Source organism: Mycobacterium noviomagense, from assembly GCF_010731635.1.
Classification (GTDB): Bacteria; Actinomycetota; Actinomycetes; order Mycobacteriales; family Mycobacteriaceae; genus Mycobacterium; species Mycobacterium noviomagense.
The window spans coordinates 4383794-4408121 of sequence record NZ_AP022583.1 but is presented as its reverse complement, the minus strand read 5'-3'; the positions used below and the strand labels follow the sequence as shown (position 1 = coordinate 4408121).

The 24328-nt window shown below is 65.0% G+C and carries 22 protein-coding genes; 11 read left to right on the top strand and 11 right to left on the bottom strand.

Annotation, left to right across the window (positions count from 1 at the left end; genetic code table 11):
- Window positions 1-45: 45 nt before the first annotated feature.
- Both G6N15_RS20880 and G6N15_RS20875 read left to right on the top strand, forming a co-directional pair.
- Window positions 46-1143, top strand: a complete 1098-nt coding sequence (locus G6N15_RS20880; protein ID WP_083086985.1) for an NAD(P)/FAD-dependent oxidoreductase — start codon at window positions 46-48, stop codon at window positions 1141-1143.
- Between the two features lie 218 nt (window positions 1144-1361).
- Complete coding sequence (locus G6N15_RS20875) at window positions 1362-2228, top strand: glycoside hydrolase family 16 protein (RefSeq protein ID WP_139797776.1); 867 nt, start codon at window positions 1362-1364, stop codon at window positions 2226-2228.
- A 24-nt stretch (window positions 2229-2252) separates the two neighbouring features.
- Here the strand turns inward: G6N15_RS20875 and G6N15_RS20870 are convergent, their stop codons facing one another.
- Together G6N15_RS20870 and G6N15_RS20865 are read right to left on the bottom strand one after the other, a co-directional pair.
- Window positions 2253-2534 (bottom strand): hypothetical protein, encoded by a 282-nt coding sequence (locus G6N15_RS20870; RefSeq protein ID WP_232070294.1) that lies wholly within the window; start codon window positions 2532-2534, stop codon window positions 2253-2255.
- 167 nt (window positions 2535-2701) lie between these two features.
- Window positions 2702-3865, bottom strand: coding sequence for an LLM class flavin-dependent oxidoreductase (locus G6N15_RS20865; protein ID WP_083086987.1), 1164 nt, complete (start codon window positions 3863-3865; stop codon window positions 2702-2704).
- Window positions 3866-3999: 134 nt separating this feature from the next.
- Here G6N15_RS20865 and G6N15_RS23380 point away from each other — a divergent pair, with 134 nt between their 5' ends.
- Both G6N15_RS23380 and G6N15_RS20855 read left to right on the top strand, forming a co-directional pair.
- Window positions 4000-4503 carry a hypothetical protein gene (locus G6N15_RS23380; protein ID WP_083086988.1) on the top strand — a complete coding sequence of 168 codons (504 nt, stop codon included), beginning with the start codon at window positions 4000-4002 and terminating at the stop codon, window positions 4501-4503.
- Between the two features lie 24 nt (window positions 4504-4527).
- Window positions 4528-5202: a hypothetical protein gene (locus tag G6N15_RS20855; protein ID WP_083086989.1), complete on the top strand. Its 675-nt coding sequence runs from the start codon at window positions 4528-4530 to the stop codon at window positions 5200-5202.
- A 6-nt stretch (window positions 5203-5208) separates the two neighbouring features.
- Here G6N15_RS20855 and G6N15_RS20850 read toward each other — a convergent pair whose 3' ends face one another.
- Window positions 5209-6228 (bottom strand): NADP-dependent oxidoreductase, encoded by a 1020-nt coding sequence (locus G6N15_RS20850; RefSeq protein ID WP_083086990.1) that lies wholly within the window; start codon window positions 6226-6228, stop codon window positions 5209-5211.
- 177 nt (window positions 6229-6405) lie between these two features.
- On the opposite strand from G6N15_RS20850, the gene aceA reads away from it, so the two are divergent.
- Together aceA and G6N15_RS20840 are read left to right on the top strand one after the other, a co-directional pair.
- Window positions 6406-8697, top strand: coding sequence for an isocitrate lyase ICL2 (gene aceA, locus G6N15_RS20845; RefSeq protein ID WP_083086991.1), 2292 nt, complete (start codon window positions 6406-6408; stop codon window positions 8695-8697).
- A 5-nt stretch (window positions 8698-8702) separates the two neighbouring features.
- A complete protein-coding gene (locus G6N15_RS20840; RefSeq protein WP_083087042.1) occupies window positions 8703-10376 on the top strand; it encodes a sulfatase-like hydrolase/transferase in 1674 nt (557 codons plus the stop codon).
- A 10-nt stretch (window positions 10377-10386) separates the two neighbouring features.
- Here the strand turns inward: G6N15_RS20840 and G6N15_RS20835 are convergent, their stop codons facing one another.
- A complete protein-coding gene (locus tag G6N15_RS20835; RefSeq protein WP_179961843.1) occupies window positions 10387-11736 on the bottom strand; it encodes an aldehyde dehydrogenase family protein in 1350 nt (449 codons plus the stop codon).
- 109 nt (window positions 11737-11845) lie between these two features.
- On the opposite strand from G6N15_RS20835, the gene G6N15_RS20830 reads away from it, so the two are divergent.
- Together G6N15_RS20830 and G6N15_RS20825 are read left to right on the top strand one after the other, a co-directional pair.
- Entirely contained in the window at window positions 11846-12292 is a 447-nt protein-coding gene (locus G6N15_RS20830) for an SRPBCC family protein (RefSeq protein ID WP_083086992.1), read from the top strand.
- Between the two features lie 13 nt (window positions 12293-12305).
- The gene (locus tag G6N15_RS20825) at window positions 12306-12668 is read left to right on the top strand and encodes a hypothetical protein (RefSeq protein ID WP_163747865.1); all 363 of its coding nucleotides are present in this window, start codon (window positions 12306-12308) and stop codon (window positions 12666-12668) included.
- Between the two features lie 274 nt (window positions 12669-12942).
- On the opposite strand, the gene G6N15_RS20820 is transcribed toward G6N15_RS20825, so the two are convergent.
- The 3 genes from G6N15_RS20820 to G6N15_RS20810 all read right to left on the bottom strand — a co-directional run bounded on the left by G6N15_RS20820 (window position 12943) and on the right by G6N15_RS20810 (window position 15785).
- The gene (locus G6N15_RS20820) at window positions 12943-13479 is read right to left on the bottom strand and encodes a cupin domain-containing protein (RefSeq protein WP_083086993.1); all 537 of its coding nucleotides are present in this window, start codon (window positions 13477-13479) and stop codon (window positions 12943-12945) included.
- 220 nt (window positions 13480-13699) lie between these two features.
- A complete protein-coding gene (locus tag G6N15_RS20815) occupies window positions 13700-14392 on the bottom strand; it encodes an Rv0518 family GDSL lipase (RefSeq protein ID WP_083087044.1) in 693 nt (230 codons plus the stop codon).
- A gap of 136 nt (window positions 14393-14528) precedes the next feature.
- Window positions 14529-15785, bottom strand: a complete 1257-nt coding sequence (locus G6N15_RS20810; RefSeq protein WP_083086994.1) for an acyltransferase family protein — start codon at window positions 15783-15785, stop codon at window positions 14529-14531.
- 409 nt (window positions 15786-16194) lie between these two features.
- Here G6N15_RS20810 and G6N15_RS20805 point away from each other — a divergent pair, with 409 nt between their 5' ends.
- Window positions 16195-16617, top strand: coding sequence for a Fur family transcriptional regulator (locus G6N15_RS20805; protein ID WP_083086995.1), 423 nt, complete (start codon window positions 16195-16197; stop codon window positions 16615-16617).
- Window positions 16618-16708: 91 nt separating this feature from the next.
- Window positions 16709-18829, top strand: coding sequence for a catalase/peroxidase HPI (katG, locus tag G6N15_RS20800; protein ID WP_232070495.1), 2121 nt, complete (start codon window positions 16709-16711; stop codon window positions 18827-18829).
- 66 nt (window positions 18830-18895) lie between these two features.
- Here the strand turns inward: katG and G6N15_RS20795 are convergent, their stop codons facing one another.
- The gene (locus tag G6N15_RS20795) at window positions 18896-19636 is read right to left on the bottom strand and encodes a M15 family metallopeptidase (RefSeq protein WP_408632412.1); all 741 of its coding nucleotides are present in this window, start codon (window positions 19634-19636) and stop codon (window positions 18896-18898) included.
- Between the two features lie 2 nt (window positions 19637-19638).
- Between G6N15_RS20795 and G6N15_RS20790 the strand changes: the two genes are divergently transcribed.
- Window positions 19639-20910 carry a glycosyltransferase 87 family protein gene (locus G6N15_RS20790; RefSeq protein ID WP_232070292.1) on the top strand — a complete coding sequence of 424 codons (1272 nt, stop codon included), beginning with the start codon at window positions 19639-19641 and terminating at the stop codon, window positions 20908-20910.
- Window positions 20911-20970: 60 nt separating this feature from the next.
- Here G6N15_RS20790 and G6N15_RS20785 read toward each other — a convergent pair whose 3' ends face one another.
- From G6N15_RS20785 to G6N15_RS20775, 3 genes are read right to left on the bottom strand one after another with little or no spacing between them, the layout of a single operon-like run.
- Window positions 20971-22203 carry a cytochrome P450 gene (locus G6N15_RS20785; RefSeq protein ID WP_232070291.1) on the bottom strand — a complete coding sequence of 411 codons (1233 nt, stop codon included), beginning with the start codon at window positions 22201-22203 and terminating at the stop codon, window positions 20971-20973.
- The gene (locus G6N15_RS20780) at window positions 22155-22868 is read right to left on the bottom strand and encodes a hypothetical protein (RefSeq protein WP_083086998.1); all 714 of its coding nucleotides are present in this window, start codon (window positions 22866-22868) and stop codon (window positions 22155-22157) included. Before G6N15_RS20780 ends, G6N15_RS20785 begins: the two co-directional genes overlap by 49 nt.
- Before the next feature lie 16 nt (window positions 22869-22884).
- The gene (locus tag G6N15_RS20775) at window positions 22885-24324 is read right to left on the bottom strand and encodes a class I adenylate-forming enzyme family protein (RefSeq protein ID WP_083086999.1); all 1440 of its coding nucleotides are present in this window, start codon (window positions 24322-24324) and stop codon (window positions 22885-22887) included.
- Window positions 24325-24328 lie beyond the last annotated feature (4 nt).

Here is a 24328-nt window from a genome sequence, read left to right as displayed (position 1 = left end):
GTCGCCTCGACTGACAAACGCCGACGGCAATGGTTGAGTCGCAGTGTGCGATCCACCGACGTTGGGGTTATCGGCGCCGGGATTGTGGGTTTAGCGACCGCCTACGCCCTAACCGAGCGGGGGGCCTCGGTGACGGTCTATGAGCGCGGCGTGCCCGGGCATGGTCAGTCGGGCGGGGAGTCACGCATCTTTCGGCACGGCCATGACGACCCTCGCATGGTGGAGTTCGCTAAGCGGAGCCGGCTCATCTGGGATGAGTGGGCGCAGCGTCTCGGAATCGAATTGGTCTCTGGCGATGGCGTTGTCGCGCTCGGGGCTTCCGCCGAGCGTCGGCTTAGTGTGCTGCAAGAGGTCGGCGGTATTGCCGCCCGGCGCATCGATGCCGAGGAGCTGCACCAGCGGTTGCCTATTCTCGCCGACTTCGACGGCGTCGCGGTGCTCGACGAACGCGGCGGCTCGATTCGGACCACCGCGGCGATTTCGACGCTCTCCGCCGAGCTTTCTGACCGGCTGGTTGCCGACGAGGTGCTAGTGGTGCGCTCCACGCCCGCAGGCACAGTCGAGGTCCGCGCCGGCGGTGTTACCGCTGAGCACCGCAGCCTGGTGGTGTGCGCCGGCCGCGGCACTGCTGCGCTTGCTCGTGGGATGGGTCTTGCCCTACCGGTCCGCCACGGGGCCCATGTGCGCCTCACCTACCGCGTCTGCGGAGAACCGCCGCAGATCCTGGCATGCCTACAGGACGGCAGTGGCGCATTCGGCGAAACCGGCGTCTATGCCGCGGCTGAACCGGGCAACGGTCGATACGCGGTCGGGCTCAGCGACCATGTCGATGCCCCTGAAGGCGGACTGCTGGATCCCCCGGCCCTCGCCCAGCTCGCTGAGCGGGCCAGCGCCTACGTCTCGCGCGCATTGCCCGGTCTTGATCCCGATCCCGTGGATGTCCGCCACTGCTGGGTCACCGAGCTGCCGTGGGGTTCGGACGGTCTGGGCGTTTGGTCGGTCGACGGTGTGTTTTTTGTCGCGGGCCACAACCTCTTCAAGCACGCGCCGGCGCTTGGCCGGGCGTTGGCAGCCGCAGCTGCTGGTGACGGGCTGGCTGAACAGCTGCGGCCGGGCGCGCAGCTGGGCGCGCCGCCGAGCTAGCGACTGCTGGCGCACGAACGTGCCAGATCCACAGTCTTTCAGGGTATCTCGTTCTGCTACCGACTCTTACGCGTCACGACGACGGTGGCGTCGATAACGCTGGTCCGATGTCTCTGTGCAGCAAGAGGTTTGGTTCACGGCGTGAAGCAGGTAACCCTCGGATTGCCTATTCCTATGTGCGCCCGGGTTCTTCCTTATATCGTGCACCTGTGCCCGAGATGAACCGTCGCAGCATGATCTTGATGCTGGGGATCGGCGCTATGGCAGCCGCAACTCCTTTCCCCAAAGCCGGTGCCCACCCGTCGTCACCACGCGCACCAGGGATGCCGGCGCCCACCGCACCGCCTGGTGCGACGGCCGGCGGCTACCTTTTCCACGACGAGTTCGACGGACCGGCCGGTTCAGCGCCCAATCCGGCGAACTGGACTGTGGCCACACACCGGACTCCGATCAAGAACCCGGTGGGCTGGGACCGACCAGAGTTCTTCTACCAGTACCGGGATGATCGCCGAAACGTCTTCGTCGACGGCAATTCGAACCTCGTTCTGCGCGCCACAAAAGAAGGCGACACCTATTACGGCGGTCTGGTCAGCGCCAACTGGCGCGGACCCATCGGCACTACGTGGGAAGCCCGGATCAAACTCAACTGTTTGACTGCGGGATGCTGGCCGGCGTGGTGGTTGTCCAACGACGATCCGGGCCGCAGTAGCGAAGTCGACCTGCTCGAGTGGTACGGCAACGGGGAGTGGCCCTCGGGAACCACTGTGCACGCCAACCCAGAGGGCACAGCATTCGAGACTCACCCGATCGGGATGGACGGCGGATGGCACACCTGGCGATGCCGATGGGACCAGAACGGGTTTTACTTCTGGGAAGACTACGTCGACGGCGCGGATCCCTACTTCACCGTTCCGGCGACCGGCATCGAACATCTTGAGTTGCCGAACCGCGAGTGGCCCTTCAACGAACCTGGATACACGATGTTTCCCGTGTTGAACCTGGCGGTTGGTGGCTCGGGCGGCGGCGATGCCAGGCAGGGCAGCTATCCCGCCGACATGCTCATCGACTGGGTGCGGGTCTGGTAACGCTACGGGTTATCCACGAGTCGGTCAGAACGGCGGCTCGTGCAGGACCAGGCTGATGAATACGTAGGCCATGCACAACAGCAGATTCAGTGCTGCGAGGATCAGGCCCGCCACCAAGAGACATTGGATGCCGCGACGTCGGGTGCGGTGGAATTTGGCGACGCGCTCCTCGCGCTGTATCTGGCTGGCGGCGAGCGCAAACTGCACGTCCACCAACTCGCTGGACGCGGCGGGGGCACCCGCCGCTATCGCCTGAAGCCGCACTGCGGGGATCCCGACGCCGACGTCGGCGAAGCGTCGGCTCATTTGTCGTGCCCGTCTACGGCTGAGTACTTGATCCCGCCCCGGCAGCCGATGCCGTCTCCTACCCCGTTCGTCAGTCCATAGGTTCGCCGGGATCGTCATAGACGATCACTTTAACGCGACTGAGCCGCAACGGCCCGATAACATCCCCACCACCTTCCGAAAGTCCTTTATTTCGGCCCGACTTCGTCTTGGTACTTCTTGGTCATGTGATCGATGGCCTGCAGTTGGGTCTGCGCGAGGTCTTCGCGTACTTCGCTGGCTCGCGCAGCGGCGTCGAGCGTCGGTTGCGCCTGGCCCTGGAAGTGCGGCATCACCTCGGCGGCGAACAGCTCCGCTGATCGCTTGGTCGCCGCCGGGTTGGCCCATTCGTGGGCCATCTGCAGCATGCAGCCGAATCCGCCCGACTGATCCCACAGCCGCTGCACCTGTGCGCGCGCCCGCTCCGTCGTGCCGATCACACCGGCGCCAGCGTTGTTGATGATGTCGATCATCTCGTCGAGCTGATCCCCTGGCATGGTCATCTGCGGGAATGCGGCCACCTTCTGAAAGTAGTGAAACCACGGCTCGATGCCGAATTTCACGTCGGCGCGGGCCTGCTCGTCGGTTTCAGCGATGTGGAAGGGTCCGACCAGCCGCCAGTCGCTGCGGTCGACCTGCTTGCCGAAGGCCGCCGCACGCTCCTCGACGATGCCCCAGTGGTAGGCCAGGGCGTCGAAACCCTCGATGCTCAGTGTCGCGCCGATGGACAGCAGGCCAATGCCGTGCTTGCCGGCCAGCCTGGCGCCCGTCGGCGAGGCGACCGCCGCCACCGCCAGGGGAATCCCGCCCTCGGAATACGGGCCGAGCTGCAGCCTCGCGCCGAACAGCTCGTGAGTGGCGGTCTTGGCGGTCACGCTCTCACCGGCCAACAGGCGGACCAGAATGTCGAGGTTGGTTTCCAGCAGCTCGCGGGTGTCGGTCGGGTTCAACCCGATCATCGCTGAATCGGTGGGCAGCGAACCCGGTCCTACGCCCCCGATCACCCGACCGTGCGTCAGGTGATCGAGCAGCATCAGCCGATCGGCAACCCACAGCGGGTTGTGGTAGGCGAGCGAGATGACCCCGGTGCCCAAGCGGATCCGCTTGGTTCGTTGCGCAGCCGCGGCGATAAAGATCTCCGGTGAGCTGATGATCTCGCTGCCCGCGGAGTGATGTTCACCGATCCACACTTCGTCGAAGCCCAGCGCGTCGATGTGTTCGACGAAGTCCAGATCCCGCTGCAAGGCCAGTGTCGGATTCGTGCCCGGACGGTGGAACGGTGCCATGAAATATCCGAACCTGAGCTTGCCCATCAGGGTCCCCTTTGACATTGAGTTGCCCGAACCTTAAACCTTGCGGCGCGTCGTAGTACATGAAAGAGGCGCACCGCCGCCGCGGAGATATGGTTGGTTAGTTTCGGATCTTCGACTTGGGGCGGTGACTGCTGATGCGCTACAACCCTCCCCCGAATTGGCCCAAGCCACCTGAAGGTTGGGTGCCGCCACCTGACTGGTCGCCGGACCCGTCATGGCCGCCGCCTCCCCCGGGGTGGAAGCTCTGGGTGGACGACGGGCCTTCCCCGGAGAGGACCAAGTCGGTGCATCGAGTCGAGCGCAGCAGCGACGACGTCGAGTACTTCGGCGACGACGTGGCGTGGTCGGCGGATTCTGGCCGAGTGCCAACCCATGCGCAGATGGATGCCGGGCCGTCGCCGTCGTCCTCGCAGCCGACCGAAGTGGCGCCCGAGGATCTTTCTGCGCACCACCTCGGGCAGCGCGCCACCATCAAGTGGGACGGCGAACAGAGATACGACATCGGCACGATCGTCGCCGTCTCCGCCGATTCATCGGCGATCACCGTCAGGCTCGCCGGATTTGATACACCGGTTTCCTTTCCGCGAGATGCACCGCGGCGCGGTCCGGCCAACCCGCGCTTGTACGTGTGGGTTTGAGGGTGACGGTGGCATCCTCGCCATATGGGCTTACTGTTCCGGCTTGCGGAGCTGCTGCTGGTGCTGGTGCCGCTGGCCGGCGTGATCATCGCCGGAGTCAAGGCATTCTTGGCCGGCCAGCGTCGACGTATGGAGGCCAGCGAGCCTGACCGAGCGAGCCGGGCGGAGTCGGTGGACCTCGGACGTGCCGGCGGTAGCCAAGTCGCCCAGTGGAGCTCGATCAAACGCGTCCTCGAGGAGCACAGCCGGACGGACGCACGGTGGCTGGAATACGAACTCGACGTAGCCAAACTGCTGGACTTTCCGCTCATGACCGACATGCGTGAGCCGCTCACCGTCGCCTTCCACAAGGCCAAGCTCAGAGCAGAGTTCCTGCGCCCGGCAAAGGCTGAAGATCTCGTCGACGATCGCGAGGCTGCAGCGCAGTATCTCGCCGCTGTCGAGGACTATGTAACCGCATTCAAAGCGGCTGAGGCCGAAGCCATCCGGAGACGCTGCAACGACTTCTCCCAAGAAGGACAGCAGCGGATCGCGCGCGCTCGCAATCTGCTGCGCGTGGCATCAGACCCAGCAGCCACCGCACCCGAACGTCAGCGGGCGTACGACCTTGCCCGCAAAGAACTTGACGGTCTGATTGTGTTGCCGCCCGCGACGCAGGCAAGCATCGAGCGTGGGATTTCCGGGGCGATCGACGGATAGCAGCACTCACGCCGACGTGGGTTCGCCGACTTTGACGAGCATCTTGCCGATGTTGGCCCCGGTGAACAGCCCGTTGAGCGCGTCGACGCACGACTCTAAGCCGTCGAAGACGGTCTCGCGGTGCACGAGTTTGCCTTCCTGCTCCCAGCGGCGGAGATCGGCGAAGGCTTCGTCGAAGCGATCCCACATTTCCAGGGCGTTAAACCCTTGCATGAGAGCAGTTTTGGCCAGCAGGTTGACGTAATTCGCCGGCCCCGGATGCTCGCCGGTCAGGTAGCTGGAGATGACGCCGCAGAGTACGACCCGAGCCTTGTGCGCGAGCCGGCCCAGCACCGCGTCGAGGATCGGCCCGCCGACGTTGTCGAAGTACACGTCGACGCCGCGCGGGCAGTGCTGCTTGAGCGCGGCCGCCAGGTTGCCCTGCTTGTAGTCGATGCACGCGTCAAAGCCGAACTCTTCCACCACGACTCGGCACTTCTCCGGTCCGCCCGCGATGCCCACCACTCGGGCGCCGGCGATCTTGGCGATCTGGCCCGCCACCGACCCCGTCGCGCCTGCAGCGGCTGACACCACCACCGTCTCACCAGGCGTCGGCTTGCCGATGTTGGTCATGCCGAAGTAGGCGGTAGCGCCGGTCGGGCCGTACACCGACATCACCGCCAGCTGGTCCTTCGCGTCGGGGATCGGCGTGCTGAACACGTCGTCACGAATGATCACGTACTCCTGAAATCCCGACAGCGTGGTGACGACGTCACCGATCGTGTAGGCGTCACAGCGCGACGCCACCACCTCACCGATCCCCGCCGCCCGGATCACCTCGCCCAGCTGCACCGGCGGCAGGTAGCCGGGCTGGTCGTTGAGCCAGGTGCGCACGGCGGCGTCGATGCCGATATAGGTGTTGCGAAGCAGCGCCTCGCCTTCGGCCGGCTCGGGTGCGGGCGCGGTGATCAGTTCGGTGTCACCGGGCTGGACGAGTCCGCTGGGGCGGCGACGCAGCACGATCTGACGATTCATGAGCTCGGGCACGACGCGAAACTACCGCGCCATCAGACTCGTCAGTGGCGAGCGCGGTCAAATTGGCGGCCGCGGACTGGTGGCCTGCCGAGACCTACTAGCGGGTAGCAAAAAGTCGGCATCAATGGCCAAAGGGATAGACTCGCATCGTATCGTCGGGGAAACCGCGCTGGACAGGAGCGTAAACCCATGGCCACCACCATCGAAGCGGACGCAGAGGCCCGCTCACCGTTCGAACAGCAAGTCGCCGCCACCCAGCGGTACTTCGACAACCCCCGGTTCGACGGAATACTTCGCCTCTACTCGGCCCGCCAGGTCGTAGAGCAACGCGGCACCATCCCCACCGACTACACCGTGGCACGAGAAGCAGCGACGGCGTTTTACGCCCGCCTGCGCGAGCTGTTCGCCCAAGGCAAAAGCATCACGACATTCGGCCCCTACTCCCCTGGCCAGGCCGTAACCATGAAGCGGATGGGCATCGAGGGCATCTACCTCGGCGGTTGGGCGACGTCTGCCAAGGGCTCCACCAGCGAGGATCCCGGGCCCGACCTGGCGAGCTACCCCCTGAGCCAAGTGCCGGATGAGGCCGCCGGGCTGGTCCGCGCGCTGCTGACCGCCGACCGCAATCAGCAGTTCCAGCGCCTTCGCATGAGCGAAGCCGAACGCGCCGCGACACCGGCTATCGACTTCCGTCCGTTCATCATCGCCGACGCCGACACCGGCCACGGCGGTGACCCGCACGTGCGTAACCTGATTCGGCGCTTCGTCGAGGCCGGCGTGCCGGGATACCACATCGAGGACCAACGCCCGGGTACCAAGAAGTGCGGCCATCAGGGCGGCAAGGTTCTGGTGCCATCGGACGAGCAGATCAAGCGACTCAACGCCGCTCGCTTCCAGCTCGACGTCATGGGCGTACCGGGCATCATTGTGGCACGCACGGATGCCGAGGCGGGCAACCTGATCGACAGCCGCGCCGACGAGCGCGACCAGCCCTTCCTGCTCGGCGCCACCAACCTTAAGATCCCGTCGTACAAGTCCTGTTGGCTGGCACTGATGCGACGCTTCTATGACCTGGGAGTCAAAGAGCTCAACGGTCACTTCCTCTACGCCCTTCCCGAAGGCGAGTACGCCGCCGCTGACGCCTGGCTTGAGCGCCAAGGCATCCTGCAGCTGGTCAACGAGGCCGCCACGGGTTGGCAGAAGAACGGGCAGCAGTCGGTTGATGCCTTGTTCGACAAAGTCGAGGCCCGGTTTGTCGAAGCCTGGGAGGACGACGCCGGGCTGGAGACCTACGGCGAAGCCGTCGCGGATCTGCTCGAATTCCGCGAGAGCGAGGGCGAACCGGCCGAGATGAGCGCGGCCGAGTGGCGGGAGTTCGCCAAAACAGCTTCGCTCTACGAAGCACGCGAGAAGGCGCGAGAGCTCGGCGCCGACGCCGGATGGGACTGCGAGCGCGCGAAGACGCCCGAAGGCTACTACCAGGTCCGCGGCGGCATACCGTATGCGATCGCCAAGTCGCTGGCCGCGGCGCCATTCGCCGACCTGCTGTGGATGGAGACCAAGACCGCTGATCTCGCCGACGCCAAGCAATTCGCTGACGCGATCCATGCCCAGTTCCCGGACAAGATGCTGGCCTACAACCTCTCCCCGTCATTCAACTGGGACACCACCGGCATGACCGACGAGCAGATGCGGGCCTTCCCCGAGGAACTCGGCAAGATGGGCTTCGTCTTCAACTTCATCACCTACGGCGGACACCAGATCGACGGACTTGCCGCCGAGGAGTTCGCCACGGCGCTGCGGCAGGACGGCATGCTGGCGTTGGCCCGCCTGCAGCGCCAGCTGCGCCTGGTCGAGTCGCCTTACCGCACACCGCAAACCCTGGCGGGCGGCCCGCGCGCCGACGCTGCGCTGCTGGCCACCTCTGGGCGCACCGCGACCACCAAGGCCATGGGCAAGGGTTCGACCCAGCACCAACACCTCGTGCAGACCGAGGTGCCCAAGAAGTTGCTGGAGGAATGGCTGGCGATGTGGAGCGAGCACTACAAGCTCGACGAGAAGCTCCGCGTACAGCTGCGACCGCACCGCGCTGGTTCAGAGCTGCTCGAGCTCGGTATCTTCGGCGAAGGCGAGGAAGAACTGGCCAACGTCATCTTCGCGCCCTTCCAAGACCGGCGCGCGAGCACGATTCTCACGGTGCGCGACCAGAACACCTTCGAAGAGAAGTTGCGTCAAAAGCGCCTGATGACCTTGATCCACCTTTGGTTGGTGCACCGCTTCAAGGCCACCGCCGTGCACTACGTCACGCCGACCGAGGACAACCTCTATCAGACCGAGAAGATGAAGTCCCACGGCATCTTCCGTGACGTTCACCAAGAGGTTGGCGAGATCATCGTCGCCGACGTGAATCAACCCCGCATCGAGGAGCTGTTGGCGCCCGACCGCAAGGCGCTGTGGCGGTTGATCCGCAAGGAAGGCTAGCGGCGATCACTAATCGTCGGACGCTGTTGGCGGGTGCTGCGATCACGGCGGGTGCCGCCGCGGTCGGAGTCGGTGGTTATGGGTTTTTGCACAAGCCAGGCCGGAGCGATTCGGCCCTAGGTGGGGGTAACAAGCCCAACATCTTGGTGATCGTTGTCGATCAGATGCGTGCGCCCCAGTGGTTTCCGGAGCCTCACAAACTCGACGCGATACTGCCCAATATCGGTCGATTGAGAAGCAGCAGCGTCTCTTTCGAGTCGCACTACACGGCTTCGAATATGTGCACGCCGTCGCGTGGCGTGATGACTACCGGTTTGTATTCGCATCAAACCGGGTGTCTGTTCACCGGAGAAGGGCCTACCGAGTCGAGCCTGGCGCCGAAGTTCCCCACCTGGGGAACGATGCTGCGGCAGCAAGGCTATCACACATGGTGGTGGGGCAAGTGGCATCTCGGCCACTCGGGTGACGTGACGTCGGAAGGCCTTGAGGCACACGGTTTTTCCGGTGGAACCTTTCCGTCACCCAACGGCTCGCCCAATCAGGGGCTGCAGAAGGATCCCAGCATCGTGGACCAATTCTGCGGATGGTTGGACGCAAACGCCGGCAACGGGCCGTGGTGCACCACTGTGTCACTGGTCAATCCGCACGACATTTGCTGGTGGCCGAAAAACCCGTTGCCCGAAAGTGTTCCGCACTGGTTTGACGCCGGCCCGGTCAACTTCGAGACACCTGATGACCTACGTCGGCGCGGTAAGCCGCAGCTGCAGATCGACTTCATGAACTTCATGTCTCCGCTGTTGACGGGCATGCTGACGTATTCGGGACCCGATGTCGCAACCCAGTGGGCCCGCTGCCTGGACATGTATCTGTGGCTACAACAGCAGGTGGACGCCCAAATCGGGCGGGTGCTCGACAAACTCGCCGCACACCCGGCGATTGACCGCAACACCGTCGTCGTGTTCACCTCGGATCACGGTGAGTACGCGGGCTCACACGGTCTGCGCGGCAAGGGGGCGGCGGCTTATGAAGAGGCAATCCGGGTGCCGCTGTTCATTCGGGACCCGCATGGGCATCTCACTCCCAAACCAGGAGAAACGCGTGCCCAGCTCACCTCCAGCGTCGATCTGGCCCCGCTATTGCTGACCATCGCTCACGGCGGCAACGGGTGGCGCGCCGAACCCCGCTACTCTTACCTGGCCGGCCGCGCCGACCTCGCGGGCATCGCCGAAAACCCAGCGGCGCACGGCCGGCCGTGGATCGCGCATGTCACCGACGACATGTCGGTGGAGGAGATGGCCACGTTGTTGAAGTCCCCCAACACCCGTGCCGTGTTCGGGTCAGATTTGCCGACAAAAATCCCCACCTCGTCACCGAGTCACATCGCGGCGGTGCGGACCCGTGATGCCAAGCTCGCCCAGTACTCGTATTGGAAGCCCGGCGGCATGGACATCGACACGTCGCGCCCAATCGAGCGCGAATTTTACGACTATTCAACGTCTTTGGGAGCACAAGAGGTCGACAACCAGGCTGGCCGCAGCGGCAAAGAGGCGGCGCTGCAGGCGCTCCTGGAGCACGAGGTGCTACCCGAAGTGCGAGCACCTCTGCCGAGCTTTCTGGGCGACGCTCAGGAACAGGGCCTCGCCGACATGCGACAGCTTGTCGCGCTGCGCGAGGGCTGACGGGCCCCGCTCAGCCGCCGGGTGGTGACCAGTGCACCACCTTCATCGCGGTCATCTCGTCGAGCAGCTCCGGGCCGAATCCGAATCCGCTCCCGCTGGCCCGCCGCGGTTCTGACGCCCCGCCCGGGGCGCCGCCGAACACCGCGTTGATCTTCACCGTGCCCACCGGTAAGGTCCGCCAGGCGTCCTGCGCATGCGCCATGTCGGGGGTCAGCACGGTAGCGGCAAGGCCGTAGCGGTCGTCGGCGGCTTCTGTCAGGGCGGTATCGAAGTCGGGCACAACTCGCAGTGGGGCAACCGGGCCGAACGTCTCCTCGCAGAACACCAGCATGTCCGGGGTGCAATTGCCCAGCACCGTCGGCGGGTAAAAGCAATCGGGGCCGGGCGATGGCTCACCGCCGGCCAGCACCTTCGCTCCCCGTGCCAGCGCGTCGCTCACGTGTCGGTGGACATGCTCACGGTGCCGCTCGTCCACCAGCGGACCGATTCGGTCGGCCCACGTGCGGGCTTCGGCGATCAGTGCGTCGATGATCGCATCTGCCGCCGACTCCACCACGTAGACGCGTTCCACGGAAACGCAAATCTGCCCGGCGTTGGCGAACGCCCCGAGCGCGGCCTGCTCGGCCGCCCAGCGGGGCTCGACGCCGGCATCGACGATCAACGCGTCATTGCCGCCGTTCTCCAGCAGTGCTTTAGCGCCGCGCTCGGCGCACACGCGGGCGATCGCTCGACCGGTGGCAGTGCTTCCGACGTGGGCCGCGACATCGACCTGCTCGGCTGCGGTCAGCCGCGCACCGACGTCGCCATCGCCGTCGAGAATCTCGAGCACACCATCGGGTAGGTGGGCTGCCAGCAGTTCGGCGAACCGCCGGCCTGTGCGGGGACAGCGTTCACTTGGCTTGTGCACCACGGTGTTTCCGGTGACCACGGCGGCACCCAGAAGCCCGGCGGCCACCGCGACCGGGTCGTTCCAGGGAGTCAGCACCGCCACGACACCGCGCGGCTCGGCAACCATCAGATCTGTTGCCCTCCAGCTGCCCTGCAGGCTACGACCGCGGTGCAACGGCCCAAGCTCGGCGTACTGCGCGAGCGTATCGGCGCCGGCCTGCACGCCGCCCAGCGCGTCCTCCCGGAGCTTGCCGGTTTCGCGTTCGTTCAGCTCGGCGAGCTCGTCGGCCGCTGCCCGGACGTCGGACGCTGCCGCTCTCACCGCGGCAGCCCGCTCGGCGGCCGATGTCTGAGCCCATGCAGCACGCGCCGCGCGGGCCCGCGCGACGGCGTGATCACAGTTAGCGGCACTGGCGACCGGCACCCGGCTCACGGTCTCGCCGGTGCGGGGGTCGAGAACCGTCAACTCCATGGTCTGCAGCACGGATTAGGTGTTACCCGGCTCCCTGTCAATCGACACCAGCAGTGAGCAACAGATAGCAGTGGGTTTCGGAGCAGCCGCACTTGGCTAATGTCGTGCCATGGCTGTCACCGAGTCCCGCGAAGTGGTCATCGAGGCAACACCCGAAGAGATCATGGACGTGCTGTTCGACCTCGAGTCGCTCAGCCAGTGGTCCTCCGTTCATGAACGAGTGGAGATCCTCGAGCGCGACGACCAGGGTCACCCGAGCAAGTCACGGCAGGTTGTCAAGCTGGTGGGTATCAGCGATGAACAGGTGTTGGCCTATTCCGTTCACGATGACGGGGTGAGCTGGACACTGGTGAGCTCGAAACAACAACGGGCACAGGACGGCCGCTACACATTGGTTCCGGAAGGCAATTCCACCCGGGTCCGTTTCGAGCTCACTGTCGACCTCAACGTTCCGGTGCCCGGATTTTTGATCAAGCGAGGAGCCAAAGGCCTGATGGAGACAGCCACGGACGGCCTGCGTAAGCGAGTCCTCGAGGTCAAAAAGGGCGGCAACTAGCCAGTCAGTCAATATGACTGCAGCTGAGCTTGCCCGGCCTGAGAGAAATCAGACCGGGATAAGCCCAACTGATCCTTTTACCTGTGGCCGCAGCGCGCGATCACGGCCACCCGGCGCATCCGACGCCGTTGATGCATCCGCCACCACCGCCGGGGCCGCCGCCGCCACCGCCTACGCCGGGGATCTGACCGCCGCCGCCACCGGGGCCACCGCCGCCGCTGGGACCGCCGGGAACGCCGCCACCCCCACCGCCGGGGCCACCACCACCAGTGGGACCGCCGGGAATGCCGCCGCCTCCGCCGCCCGGTCCACCGCCACCGGTGGGACCTCCTGGAACACCGCCACCGCCGCCGGGCCCGCCGGGCGCCGGCGCTGATGGCGCCGGGCTGACGCTCGTCGTCGTGGTAGTAGTGGTGGTCGTGGTGGTCGTGCTTGTGTGTCCACCCTTACCGCCGCCGCCACATCCGACCGCCAAAGAAAGCACGGCCGCACCGCTGCACAGCGCGATCGCAATTCTCGGCTGCGTTTTCATGAGACCCTCACTCTCATCGGGAGCTCGCACTGTTTCAAGCCCGCTCGTCTGTACCCGGATTGCACCAACATAAAACGTAATGACAGTCGCGGTCAGCGATTACGGCATCACGGCTACGTCAGTGGGTGCGCCGTTGGAGACCGTATCGGCGTACTACATCGTCCAGCCAGTCCGGCACTCCGTAGGTTAGGCCGTATTTCTTTGCCAGTTCAGCGAATTCGGGCAACTCATGCAGCATGGGAGCAGACGGATCATCTGCATGGGACATCAGCAGTTCACTCAGTTCTCGGAAGTAGTTTTCGAACCCGCCGGGAGTGATGACTTCGATAATGCGGCCCGGCTCCCTGCCGGCGTTCCACATCGCATGCATTTGCCCACGCGGTTTGGTGATGTAGCCGCCCGGGCCCAGGACCACCTCGCTGTCGTCGGACCGGAAGCCGATTTCGCCGGCTAGCACGATCGAGTGCTCGTCTTCACGGGTGTGCATATGCGGCGCGGTGATCGATCCGACTTCGAATGGGTGCTCGACTATCGCCACCTCGCCCCCGTTCGTGCGGCTAGACAGCTTGAACACGGCCCCAAAACCCGGGAGCGCCACGGTGTCGCCCTCGCCCGGCTGCACGACCCTGACCTGGGTTGGGTTTGCATCGGTCATCTGACTTACCTCCTTGCTGTCCAACCGGATTGGGTGACCGTGGCATTGCTTCGACGATCATCCCGCCCAGGACGTGCCTACAAGTCGGAACGGAGCAAGTGTCCGTCGCACGATTTAATCGTCGAAGCTGTGCGATTTTCGTGAGTGGTGCAACGCCGCCGTAAGGCCATTCGCGCGCGGCCTTAAACACGCACTGGCGACCGGCCTTTCGGGACGCCGCTCAGCGCCGCCGAGGCAACTGTGCGCCGATGATCGGGGCGATCTTGTCGGCCAGGTATGCGTGTCCCGCGTCGTTTGGGTGCACGCCGTCAGGTCCGATCAGATCAGGCCGGTCAACAAACCAGCGGTCGGCGATCGGGTCGACGAACGATGCGCCAACGCCGTGCGCGGCACCGTTGAGGACGTCACGAATCTGCAGCACGGATCCGGGCACGTCGGCGGTTGGCCACGGCGGCCCAATCACCAGGAGCCTGGCGGACGGCGTGATGCGGCGTGCCAGATCGAAAGCGTTGCGGGCCGTGTCGGCTAGCTGATTCGGATCGACGCCTTGGTCATTGCGGGAGCCGAAAAACACCACCAACACGTCGTCGGGCTTGACAGCCCGCGCTGTGAGATCCTCGAAAATGCTGCCGTGATCGCCGGGAACCGCATAGCCGGCCCGACCCTCGGCTGCCACGTCGGCGACAATTTGCACCCCCTGGTGGGACAGCGTCTGCCAGGCCAGAGCCGTCCATGCTTTCGGCCCCTGGCCGCCTTCGTCTGTGCCGGTGGTATAAGAGTCGCCGATTACCGCGATGTGGTTTGGCGGTGAGCTGCGGCTCACCATCTGGTAGCGCGTCACCGGCGCTGCATGGTCGACGGCAATCACGACCAATACGGTGAGGCAGATGACGAACGTGGCCACCCGACTCACTGTTACCTCCACTGCCAATGCGATCGCGTTGTCACGCACCGCTACTACAGCCACCCTAGGGGCATAGCGAATAACGCGTTAGAACTCTAGCTGAGAGACTGCCTGGCACAGCATAATTGGCGTGCTCAGGCAAGCGTCACACGGCGCGCACCGAAACCGCCGTCGGCTGAGCCGCCAGGACACCGTCGATAGCTTCGAGTTCGGTATTCACCGGGTCCCACAGGTGGTCGATCGACGTCGTCCGCCTCGCATCCTTGACGTCGACCATCCTGCGCATCCACCGACGGGCGGGCTCTTCGACCAAGTGATACAGCAGGATTGACACGGCCAGCGCGATTGCGAGCAGGCCGATCACGTTCCATTTCCATGGGCTGCTTTGCAGCGTGAGCTCGAATTGTTGCACCGCCCAGCCCCATGCGGTGTGCACCAGCTCGTGCACCATGTACAGGCAAAACGAGATTTGGCCCCCGTAAACCATTACCCGGGTTGACAACACCCTCGGCAGGCTGCCGACGCCGATCGCCAGCGTTATCACCAGCGGAACGAACAGCACGTCGACCACCCCGCCGCTGTCGTTCTCCACGACGCCGGATATCGGATGCGCGTCGAACCAGTAGAGGACGCCCACCATGAGAACTAGGAGAAGCAGCGAAAGGTACCCGGACACGCGGCGCGCATGATCGGTGAGCCGCAATCTGCGCACTGCGGCACAGGCCAGCGCACCCGCGGTGAACTGCGTCACGATCCGGGGCAACCAGCTCCATGGCGTGTAGAACTGGCCGCTGGTCAACAACAGAACCACCGGCGGCAGCGACGCGGCGACGGCCAGCCAAATCAGTGTCCGCGCCCGCGTAGCGTGCTTCATCCGGAAGATCACCAGAACCAGCAGACCGAACAGCAGGTAGGCCAGCCATTCGGCGCTGATCGACCAGGCCGGTCCGTCCCAACTCGAGCCGTCGAAGTACGGCTGAAACCACAGCTGCACGAGCAGGATCTGGCGCACATAGCTGACTGCCGTGAGCTGACTTGCATCGGGCGATGGCACATGACCGACATGGAGAGTGAAGATCACCCACAGCGCCGCTAGGTGCAATGTGACCAGATACACCGGCCACACTCTGGCCAGCCGCAGCCACAAAAAGTGTGCGGTGGCGCGCGCCGACCAGCTGCGGCCCATGCGTTCCAGGTAGTTCCAGGTCAATACGAAGCCGCTGAGGATGAAAAAGAGGTCGACGCCCTGCGCACCGCAGTTGAGCACAGGCGCCAGCGCGTCCCGGAAGTCGGGCGACGCATCGCCCAGCATCGGCCGGAAGTGAAACAGCACCACCCATACTGCGGCGACGATGCGCAGTCCGGTAAGAGCTTTGATTTCTCCGCTGCGCACGATGCTCATTCCATGTGGACTCTGCTGTTCGTTCGCCTTCAGTTCGGCTGACCGGGCGCTTCGCCGACCCGCGACGTGGCACCGGCAGCCTAAGCAGAGTAACAGCGCGACCGCGGCATTGCCGTGCAAGGGATCCGGTGTGGCTTATCGGGCAAAGTGGGCCCCGAAAGCGGATCAGTTACTGCTGCCGGCCATTATCCGAGCGGCTGCTTCTCCGGAGCTGGCGTGGATTACTTTGCGCGGGCACGTATTTCGCTGATCTGTCCCGGCTGCGAATTGTGGTGGCGCATACTCGGTCTGCTCTCAGGGCGCTCGGCCGATGCACTTCAGGGTCGACCCGCGGGCCGTCGGCCCTGCATCCCCGCGACCAACCAGACAAAGTCTTGACTGAGTCCAGAAAAGGGGTCATATTTTTCTTGTGCCCTCCTGGCCGGAGTACGCGAAACAGCTGCGTATGGCTGATTTGCGGGTAACGCGCCCCCGAGTTGCGGTGCTCGAGGCCGTCGAGGCGCATCCACATGCGGACACGGAGACGATTTACGAAGCCGTGCGCTCCGGCTTGCCTAGGGTGTCCCGCCAGGCCGTGTACGACGTCCTGCACGCGCTGACCCGGGTGGGCTTGGTGCGGCGCATCCAGCCGTCCGGCTTCGTTGCCCGCTACGAATCGCGCGTCGCCGACAACCACCACCACCTCGTCTGCCGGTCCTGCGGGGCCATCGCAGACGTCGACTGCGCCGTCGGCGAAGCGCCCTGCCTGACCCCGTCTGGCGACAACGGCTTCGACCTCGACGAGGCAGAGGTCATCTACTGGGGCATTTGCCCCGACTGTTCGACGTCCTGATCACCGATTCACCTAACCCCGAAAGGAAGACCCAGTGTCCGAAAGCGAAAACCCAGCCATCGAGGCTCCCACCCCGACGGCGCATCGGCCGATGACGAACCGGGACTGGTGGCCGAACCAGCCGGATCTCTCGGTTCTGAAGAAGCACGCGCCCCAGGCCAGCCCGATGGGCGAGGCGTTCAACTACGCGGAGGAGTTCAAGAAGCTCGACGTCGAGGCGCTCAAGCGCGACATCTTCGACGTGATGACCACGTCGCAGGACTGGTGGCCCGCCGACTACGGCCACTACGGGCCGCTTTTCATCCGGATGAGCTGGCACGCCGCGGGCACATACCGCATCCACGACGGGCGCGGTGGCGGCGGCGAAGGCGCTCAGCGCTTCGCTCCGCTCAACAGTTGGCCCGACAACGCCAGCCTCGACAAGGCGCGCCGGTTGCTCTGGCCGGTCAAAAAGAAGTACGGCAAGAAAATCTCCTGGGCCGACCTGATCATCTTCGCCGGCAACTGTGCCTATGAGTCCATGGGGTTCAAGACATTCGGCTTCGCCTTCGGGCGCGAGGACATCTACGAACCCGAGGAGATGTTCTGGGGCCCCGAGGACACCTGGCTCGGCGACGAGCGTTACAGCGGCGAACGGCAACTTGCAGAGCCGCTGGCCAATGTCCAGATGGGCCTCATCTACGTCAACCCCGAAGGACCCAACGGCAAGCCGGATCCGCTGGCCGCGGCGATCGACATCCGGGAGACCTTCGGCCGGATGGCGATGAACGACGTCGAAACCGCTGCGCTGATCGTCGGCGGCCACACAGTGGGCAAGACCCACGGCGCCGGCGACGCCGACCTCGTCGGTCCCGAACCCGAGGCCGCTCCGATAGAACAGCAAGGCCTGGGCTGGAAGAGCGCCTACGGAACCGGCGTGGGCAAGGACGCGATCACCAGCGGCCTTGAGGTGGTATGGACACCCACGCCGACGAAGTGGGACAACAGCTACCTGGAGACGCTGTACAAGTACGAGTGGGAGCTGACCAAGAGTCCTGCGGGTGCCTGGCAATGGACCGCCAAGGACGCCGAACCGGTTATCCCCGACCCGTTCGACTCGTCGACGAAGCGTAAGCCGACCATGCTGACGACCGACCTGTCGCTTCGGATGGATCCGATCTACGGGAAGATCACCCGTCGCTGGCTCGACCACCCGGAGGAACTCGAGGAGGAGTTCGCCAAGGCCTGGTACAAGCTGCTGCACCGCGACATGGGGCCCGTTACCCGCTACCTGGGTCCCTGGGTTCCGGAGCCGCAGCTGTGGCAAGACCCCGTGCCTGAGGTCGATCACGCACTCATCAACGAGGCGGACATCGCCGCGCTCAAAGGCAAGCTCTTGGAATCGGGACTGTCGATCTCCCAGCTGGTCACCACCGCGTGGGCGTCGGCGGCGAGCTTCCGTGGCACCGACAAGCGAGGCGGGGCCAACGGCGCTCGGATTCGCCTTGCGCCGCAAAAGGATTGGGAGGTCAACAACCCGCCCGAACTCGCCAAGGTGCTGCCCGTGCTTGAGCGGGTGCAGCAGGACTTCAATAGCTCGCTCTCCGGCGGCAAGAAGGTCTCGCTGGCGGATGTCATCGTGCTGGGTGGTTGTGCAGCGGTCGAGCAGGCGGCGAAGAAGGCCGGATTCGACATCACCGTCCCGTTTGCGCCTGGGCGCACCGACGCCTCGCAGGAGCAGACGGACGTGGAGTCGTTCGCGGTACTGGAGCCGAAGGCAGACGGCTTCCGCAATTATGTGCGGGCCGGCGAGAAGGTGTCGCCGGAGCATTTCCTGGTGGACCGGGCTTACATGTTGAACCTGACCGCCCCGGAGATGACGGTGCTGATCGGCGGCATGCGGGCGTTGGGCACGAACCATGGCCAAACCAAGCATGGTGTGTTCACCGACCGGCCCGAGACGTTGACCAACGACTTCTTCGTGAACCTGCTCGACATGGACAAGGAGTGGAAGGTTTCCGAATCGACGGAAAACGTCTACGAGGTTCGCGACCGGGCAACCGGCGAGCTCAGGTGGACCGCGACCGCTGTCGACCTGATTTTCGGCTCTAATTCGGTGCTGCGTGGTTTGTCGGAGGTCTACGGCGCCGACGACGCGCAGGAGAAGTTCGTGCGCGACTTCGTCGCTGCCTGGGACAAGGTGATGAACCTCGACCGATTCGACCTGCACTGATCAATAACCGCTGAACGACACCCCGCGAGTCCTCACGGCTCGCGGGGTGTCGTGCATTCTGCGCGATCAGGGCCGCTCGAAATGCTGGTAGTCGATCGGTGACTTCCAATAACCGCCCCACCGCCAGCCCCGATCGGTGAAGACATGCGTGGCTGGATCGCCATCGTGCAGCATCCCCGGATCGGTGCGGCTGCGGTCCAGGTATGCCACCGCGTTCGTGGGTTCGAATGTGCCGCTGGGGTCGACGGACGGGTTGAGAAGCGGGTTGAGGTCAATGGCTCGCCCGTACGCGTGCAGAGACCAGTCGACGCTGCCCCGGATGCGCCTGCAGTTGAACGCCGACGTGTTGTTGTCCTCCATCGATAGTTCGTCAGCTGCAGCCGGGTAGTGGTCGACGGTACGGATCTTCTCGATGGGAAACCGCTGTTGGTAGAGCTGGTCGAAGACTGCGATGACTTCTGCCACCAGCTCTTCGTTCACGATCAGCTCGCCGCGGTGCGTCTGCCCGTCCATCCCGATGTGGTTCACCGCCACCCGCCGCAACTGTCCCGGTTCGACGGGGCAATCCGGCCGCCAGCTCGCGCCCAGCTCGGCTGCGGTGACGGGGCGAACCGTCGTAGCGGGCGGTGCCGGCGGCGCGGTAGCAGATGTCGCTCGAGAGGTTGGCGGTTGTGCAGGAGGCGACGGTGCTGTCGGGGGTGACGGCGCGGCGGTGCACTGCGGGGCCAGCGCGCCGGCTGCAATCACCATCGCCAGTGCGGCAACTCTCCGCCTCGCCACCATGCGCCAATCGCTACCCTGGATCATTCATGAGCGTATCTGCACCGGCAACCGAGCGACGACCTGCCGTCGAACCATCCCGAATGGTGTCGCCGTGGGTTCGCTGGGGCGGTCCCTTGGTGTTGGCGGTCGCATTACTGCTCTACGCCGTGGTGTACGTGCACTGGCCTCGGCAGGCCGTGCAAGTCGACCTGCAGGTATACCGCTTTGGTGCAATGCGCGTTCGAGACGGGCTGGACCTCTACTCGATCGGATTGACCGGCAATCCGAGAGAGTTGCTCTTCATTTACCCACCGTTTGCCGCGCTCTGCTTTTTCCCACTGGCCCTCATGGTCGAAGTCTCGGCCCAGGCGTTGTGGTTGCTGGTCATGTGCGTCCTGGTGATCTACGTGGTATGGCGCATGCTCAAGTCGCTGGACGTCACCCCGGCGAACGGATTGTGGAGCATCACCGCGCTGTTGGTGGGCCTGGTCGCATGGCTGGAACCGTTTCGGCTTTCGCTGCAGCTCGGACAGATCAATATCGCCATCCTCGCGATCGTCGTCGCCGATCTGCTCGGGCCTGCGCAGCGCAAGTGGGCGGGAATTGGAATCGGGCTGGCGGCCGGGATCAAGTTGACCCCGGCCTTGTTCATCATCTACTTGGCCGCGATCGGGCGGCTGCGTGCTGCAATGGTGGCCACCGCGACATTCGTCGCCACCGTCGTCGTCGGATTCGCTGTGCTGCCAAGGGAATCCAATTATTACTGGCTGCGGCGGGGTTTTCGCGACGTCCGCCGGATTTCACACGATCCGTTTTCCAATACCACTGTTGAGGGCTTGCTGCATCGTCTTCACTGTCCCGCTGTGCTGGCCACTGGGGCATCCGTTGCGCTGGCTGTTATTGCCGTGGCGCTGGCTGCGATCGCATACCGGCGTGGCCATGCCGTACTGGGGATCGCGCTGGTGGGAATGGCTTCGGCAGCCGTTTCGCCATTCAGTTGGAGCCATCACTGGGTGTGGTTCGCACCGCTGATGGTGCACCTGGGGTATCGGGCGTACATCCTGCGCAGCAGGTATGCGGCGTGGACCTTGTGGCTGTTGGCCGCCCTCCTCGCGGGCTGGTTCACCTCTGCGCCGGGCGGCGACATCCGCGAGGCGAGCGTGCTTTCCCTGCGGCCTGGCGGAGTTTGGAACGCTATCGTTCCCGGCACCTACGTCTTCGTCTTCCTCGCGGTGCTGATGTGCACCGCGGCATGGCTGTGGCGCGCGCCGGCTGTTCCCGAGGCGACGCCCGATCGTGAGCCGCAACTTGCGCTGTAGGCGCGAAGCTCGGCCTGGCTCAACGGATTAGCCGACGCCGTCCGTCGACTTCATCGCCCGCTAGAACTTACTGGCCCAACGCACGTGCAGAAGCGGCGGTTTGCGAAACACCAAGCCGCGCGGCGAATTCGGCTGTTCATCGGCGAGGCGCAGGCCGGGAAGGCGATCCAGGAGTCGGGCGACCGCGATGGTGGTTTCGGTTCTGGCGAGCTGAGCGCCTAGGCAGAAGTGCGCTCCCTGAGCGAAAGCCAGATTCAGCCGCGCATTGGCCCGGTAGACGTCGAACCGGTCGGGCTCGGCGAAGACGCTCGGATCGCGGTTGGCCCCGGCAAGCGATACGACCACCAGATCACCGCGCTGAATGTGTGCATCTTCCAGCTCGACGTCGCAGGTGGCGTATCGGTCGACAGAGGCGGCGGCAGGCTCGAGGCGGATCGACTCCTCGATCCCGTTGGGCAAGAGGTCGCTTTGCGCGCGGACGGCAGCCAGCGCCTCGCTGTCAGCAAGTAAATGCCGGACCGCGTTGAGGATCATCCCTTCGGTGGTGTCGACACCGCCGAACATCAGCACCACCGCGTTGGACGCCACCTCGTCGGGACCGAGGCCGTCGGGTGTCCGTGCCGCCTCGGCCAACAGTGACCGCGGGTCGTCAAACGACGTCAGCACGACGGACCGCAGCCGGCCGAACGCTTCCGCGCCTGCCGCATTGACCGGCCGGCCGCCCGTCGCATCCGACACCGCCGCCACGATCGCCGCATACCAGCTCAACACCGCATCAGTGTCGACGCCTGGCAGTCCCAGCGCTTCCGTGACGACTGCAACCGCGAGCGGACCGGCGAACTGCCGGCGCAACTCCGCGCGGCCAGTCGGTTCCATCGCGGCGATCAGCCGGTCCGTCTGCGCCTCGATGAACGGGGTGAACCGCTCGCGGACGCGCGCCGGGTGAAAGGGTCGCGCAAAAGCGTCACGGTGACGTCCGTGGGCGGCGCCGTCGAACGAGAGCATGCTGGGCCCGACCACCCTCGCGGTGGAGAAGCGGGGATCGTCGACGGTGAACGTGGCGGGATCGCGCAATACCCGCACCGCAAGGTCGTACCTCGTGATCAACCATCCGCCCACTGCCTCGAGCCACGTCACGGGCTCGGCTGCCCGCAGCCGTGCCAGCAGCGGGTGCGGATCTTCCTCCAGCTCGCGCAGCGTCGCGGCCAGCCCGATCGGAAACTTCTCGATGGCGATACCCGCGCTCAGTACAGCGGCGACCACGCAGAAGTCCGCAGCAGCCGGCTCTCCCACTGGTCGCGATACTTCAAGGCCTCGAACATGTAGCTGCCCGGCCCGCGCCGTTCGGACGGCAGGTCGGTGGTCAGCAGGTGCACGAGCGCCGCATAGTCGTCAGACGGATCGATTTTCTGCCACAGCATGGCCTCCCGTCGCTTGTAGGTGCCGTGCGCCACCTGGAAGCACGCTTGAATGTCGAGCAACCGCATACCCGGCGGCGCCTGGGACAGCGGCCGGTAGTAGATCTCATCCCAGGAGCGGATGTAGTCGTCCAGCGGGGCGTAGGGCCAGCCGGTGTCCTCCATGAACAAGCTCAGCGGGTGTGTGGCACCGTCGGTGGGGACACTCGCCAGATCGACCTCCTGCAGCGGTGACCACTCGACCGGCAGCAAGATTTTGCCGGTCACCTCGTGGCGCAGGTTGTCCAGCTCGCGCATCCATGGCGCCAGGTCCCCGGAGTCGGTGCGGCGGGCCAGTTTCTCCCACGCCGCGCCGTCGGTGACGGCGGTGATGGTGACGACGTTGTAGGACACCCCGGAGCCGTGGGCGTGGTTGGTGTACCAAAGCAGCCGAGCATCGTCGCCCTTGGCCAACGTGGGCATCCAGCCGTCTCGGTAGGCCGCCTCGAAATCGTCTTCACGCGCGCCGATCACCCGGTGGGTTTCGTGAAGGAACAGCACGACGACTCCTCTTGGCTCAGGCTTTGTCCGCGATCAACGCGGCGAGCTGACGGCGGTTGACCTTGCCGGTTTCGCTGTAGGGAATGTGGTCGACGATCACCAGCCGTTCGGGCAGCTTGAAATAGGCGATCCGCTCACGGCAGTGCGAGCGCAATTCGTTGAGCGTCACGGACGTTCGCACCACCACAGCGGCACCCACCCGCTGGCCCATCTCGTCGTCGGCGATCCCCGCGACGGCCACATCGCGGACCGCGGGGTGGGTGCGGATGGCGTCCTCGACCTCGATCGGCCCGAACTTCTCTCCCCCGCGGTTGATCGTATCGGTCAGCCGGCCGGCGGGATAGATGTAGCCGTCGCGGTCCTGGCGGGCGAGGTCACCGGTATGCAGCCAGCCGCCCGTCACGTTCTGGCTGGTGTTGACCCAGAGTTCGCCGACATTTCCCGGTTCGACGTCCATGCCCGTATCGGGGTCGACCACCCGCACGTCAACCCCGGGCAGTGGCCGGCCTACCGATCCCACCCGATTGGGATCGCGGTGATCGTCGGGCGACAGCGTGGTGTAGGCACCCAGGGTCTCCGTCTGCCCAAAGACGTTGGCAAAAGCCACATTCGGCAACGCCTCCATGGCTCTGTGCACCAGTGCGACGGGCGCAGCAGCCGCCCCGTACGCGATCGCGACGAGTGAGCTGAGGTCGGTGCGGGCGAAGTCGGGATGGTCGAGGATCCGCTGCAGCATCGTTGGCACCAGAAACGCGGTGCTCACCCGATGCTCTTGCACCAGGCGCAACCACTCTCCTGGGTCGAACCGGTCTTGCACCACCGACGTATTGCCCGAGTACAGGCTGCCGAGCATGCCCAGTGCGCCACCGACATGGAAGAACGGCACGCACATGATGCTGACCGCCGCTTCCGCGTCGGGCCGAAAACCCGTACTGAAACCGGTGATCCGTGCACTCAACTGCGCGTGGGTAATGCCGACCGCCTTCGGCAGCCCCGTGGTGCCGCTGGTGAATAACACTAAAGCCTCACGATCGTCGACGTTTTCGGCGGTCAGCCTGCCAATATTGTTGCGAGCCAACAGGTCTGATGCGGTCAGTGCCTTGGCCGCACCCGCTTGGCGCAGCCGATCCGCGTACGCCTCCCCCGCGACACCGACATCGGCGCACCCAGCGTGTTCCAGCAGCGCCCGCAGCTCCGACGGTGTCAGGGCGGGGTTCATCAGCGCAGCGGCAGCGCCGACCCGCGCCGCACCCACCACTGCCGCAATCGACAACAGGCTTCCGGTGTCGACTACCGCAACGCGTTTGCCGGCCAGCCGGCTCGCGGCCAGGCCGGCGGCGCATCGGTCCACTGCGGTTGCCAGCTCGCGGTAGCTGACGATGCGACCGCCGATGATCAGTGCAGCGCGGTCGGGATCGCGGGCTGCGGGGGCGTCGACGATTGTGCCGATGTTCATGCGC

Bases quoted from the DNA above. Each gene is read 5' to 3' on its own strand.
- G6N15_RS20870 (WP_232070294.1), bottom strand. From the start codon at position 2,534: ATGAGCCGACGCTTCGCCGACGTCGGCGTCGGGATCCCCGCAGTGCGG.
- G6N15_RS20855 (WP_083086989.1), top strand. From the start codon at position 4,528: ATGGGCTTACTGTTCCGGCTTGCGGAGCTGCTGCTGGTGCTGGTGCCG.
- G6N15_RS20835 (WP_179961843.1), bottom strand. From the start codon at position 11,736: ATGGAGTTGACGGTTCTCGACCCCCGCACCGGCGAGACCGTGAGCCGG.
- aceA (WP_083086991.1), top strand. From the start codon at position 6,406: ATGGCCACCACCATCGAAGCGGACGCAGAGGCCCGCTCACCGTTCGAA.
- G6N15_RS20825 (WP_163747865.1), top strand. From the start codon at position 12,306: ATGACTGCAGCTGAGCTTGCCCGGCCTGAGAGAAATCAGACCGGGATA.
- G6N15_RS20830 (WP_083086992.1), top strand. From the start codon at position 11,846: ATGGCTGTCACCGAGTCCCGCGAAGTGGTCATCGAGGCAACACCCGAA.
- G6N15_RS20795 (WP_408632412.1), bottom strand. From the start codon at position 19,636: ATGATCCAGGGTAGCGATTGGCGCATGGTGGCGAGGCGGAGAGTTGCC.
- G6N15_RS20820 (WP_083086993.1), bottom strand. From the start codon at position 13,479: ATGACCGATGCAAACCCAACCCAGGTCAGGGTCGTGCAGCCGGGCGAG.
- G6N15_RS20790 (WP_232070292.1), top strand. From the start codon at position 19,639: ATGAGCGTATCTGCACCGGCAACCGAGCGACGACCTGCCGTCGAACCA.
- G6N15_RS20810 (WP_083086994.1), bottom strand. From the start codon at position 15,785: ATGAGCATCGTGCGCAGCGGAGAAATCAAAGCTCTTACCGGACTGCGC.
- G6N15_RS23380 (WP_083086988.1), top strand. From the start codon at position 4,000: ATGCGCTACAACCCTCCCCCGAATTGGCCCAAGCCACCTGAAGGTTGG.
- katG (WP_232070495.1), top strand. From the start codon at position 16,709: ATGACGAACCGGGACTGGTGGCCGAACCAGCCGGATCTCTCGGTTCTG.
- G6N15_RS20865 (WP_083086987.1), bottom strand. From the start codon at position 3,865: ATGGGCAAGCTCAGGTTCGGATATTTCATGGCACCGTTCCACCGTCCG.
- G6N15_RS20775 (WP_083086999.1), bottom strand. From the start codon at position 24,324: ATGAACATCGGCACAATCGTCGACGCCCCCGCAGCCCGCGATCCCGAC.
- G6N15_RS20875 (WP_139797776.1), top strand. From the start codon at position 1,362: ATGAACCGTCGCAGCATGATCTTGATGCTGGGGATCGGCGCTATGGCA.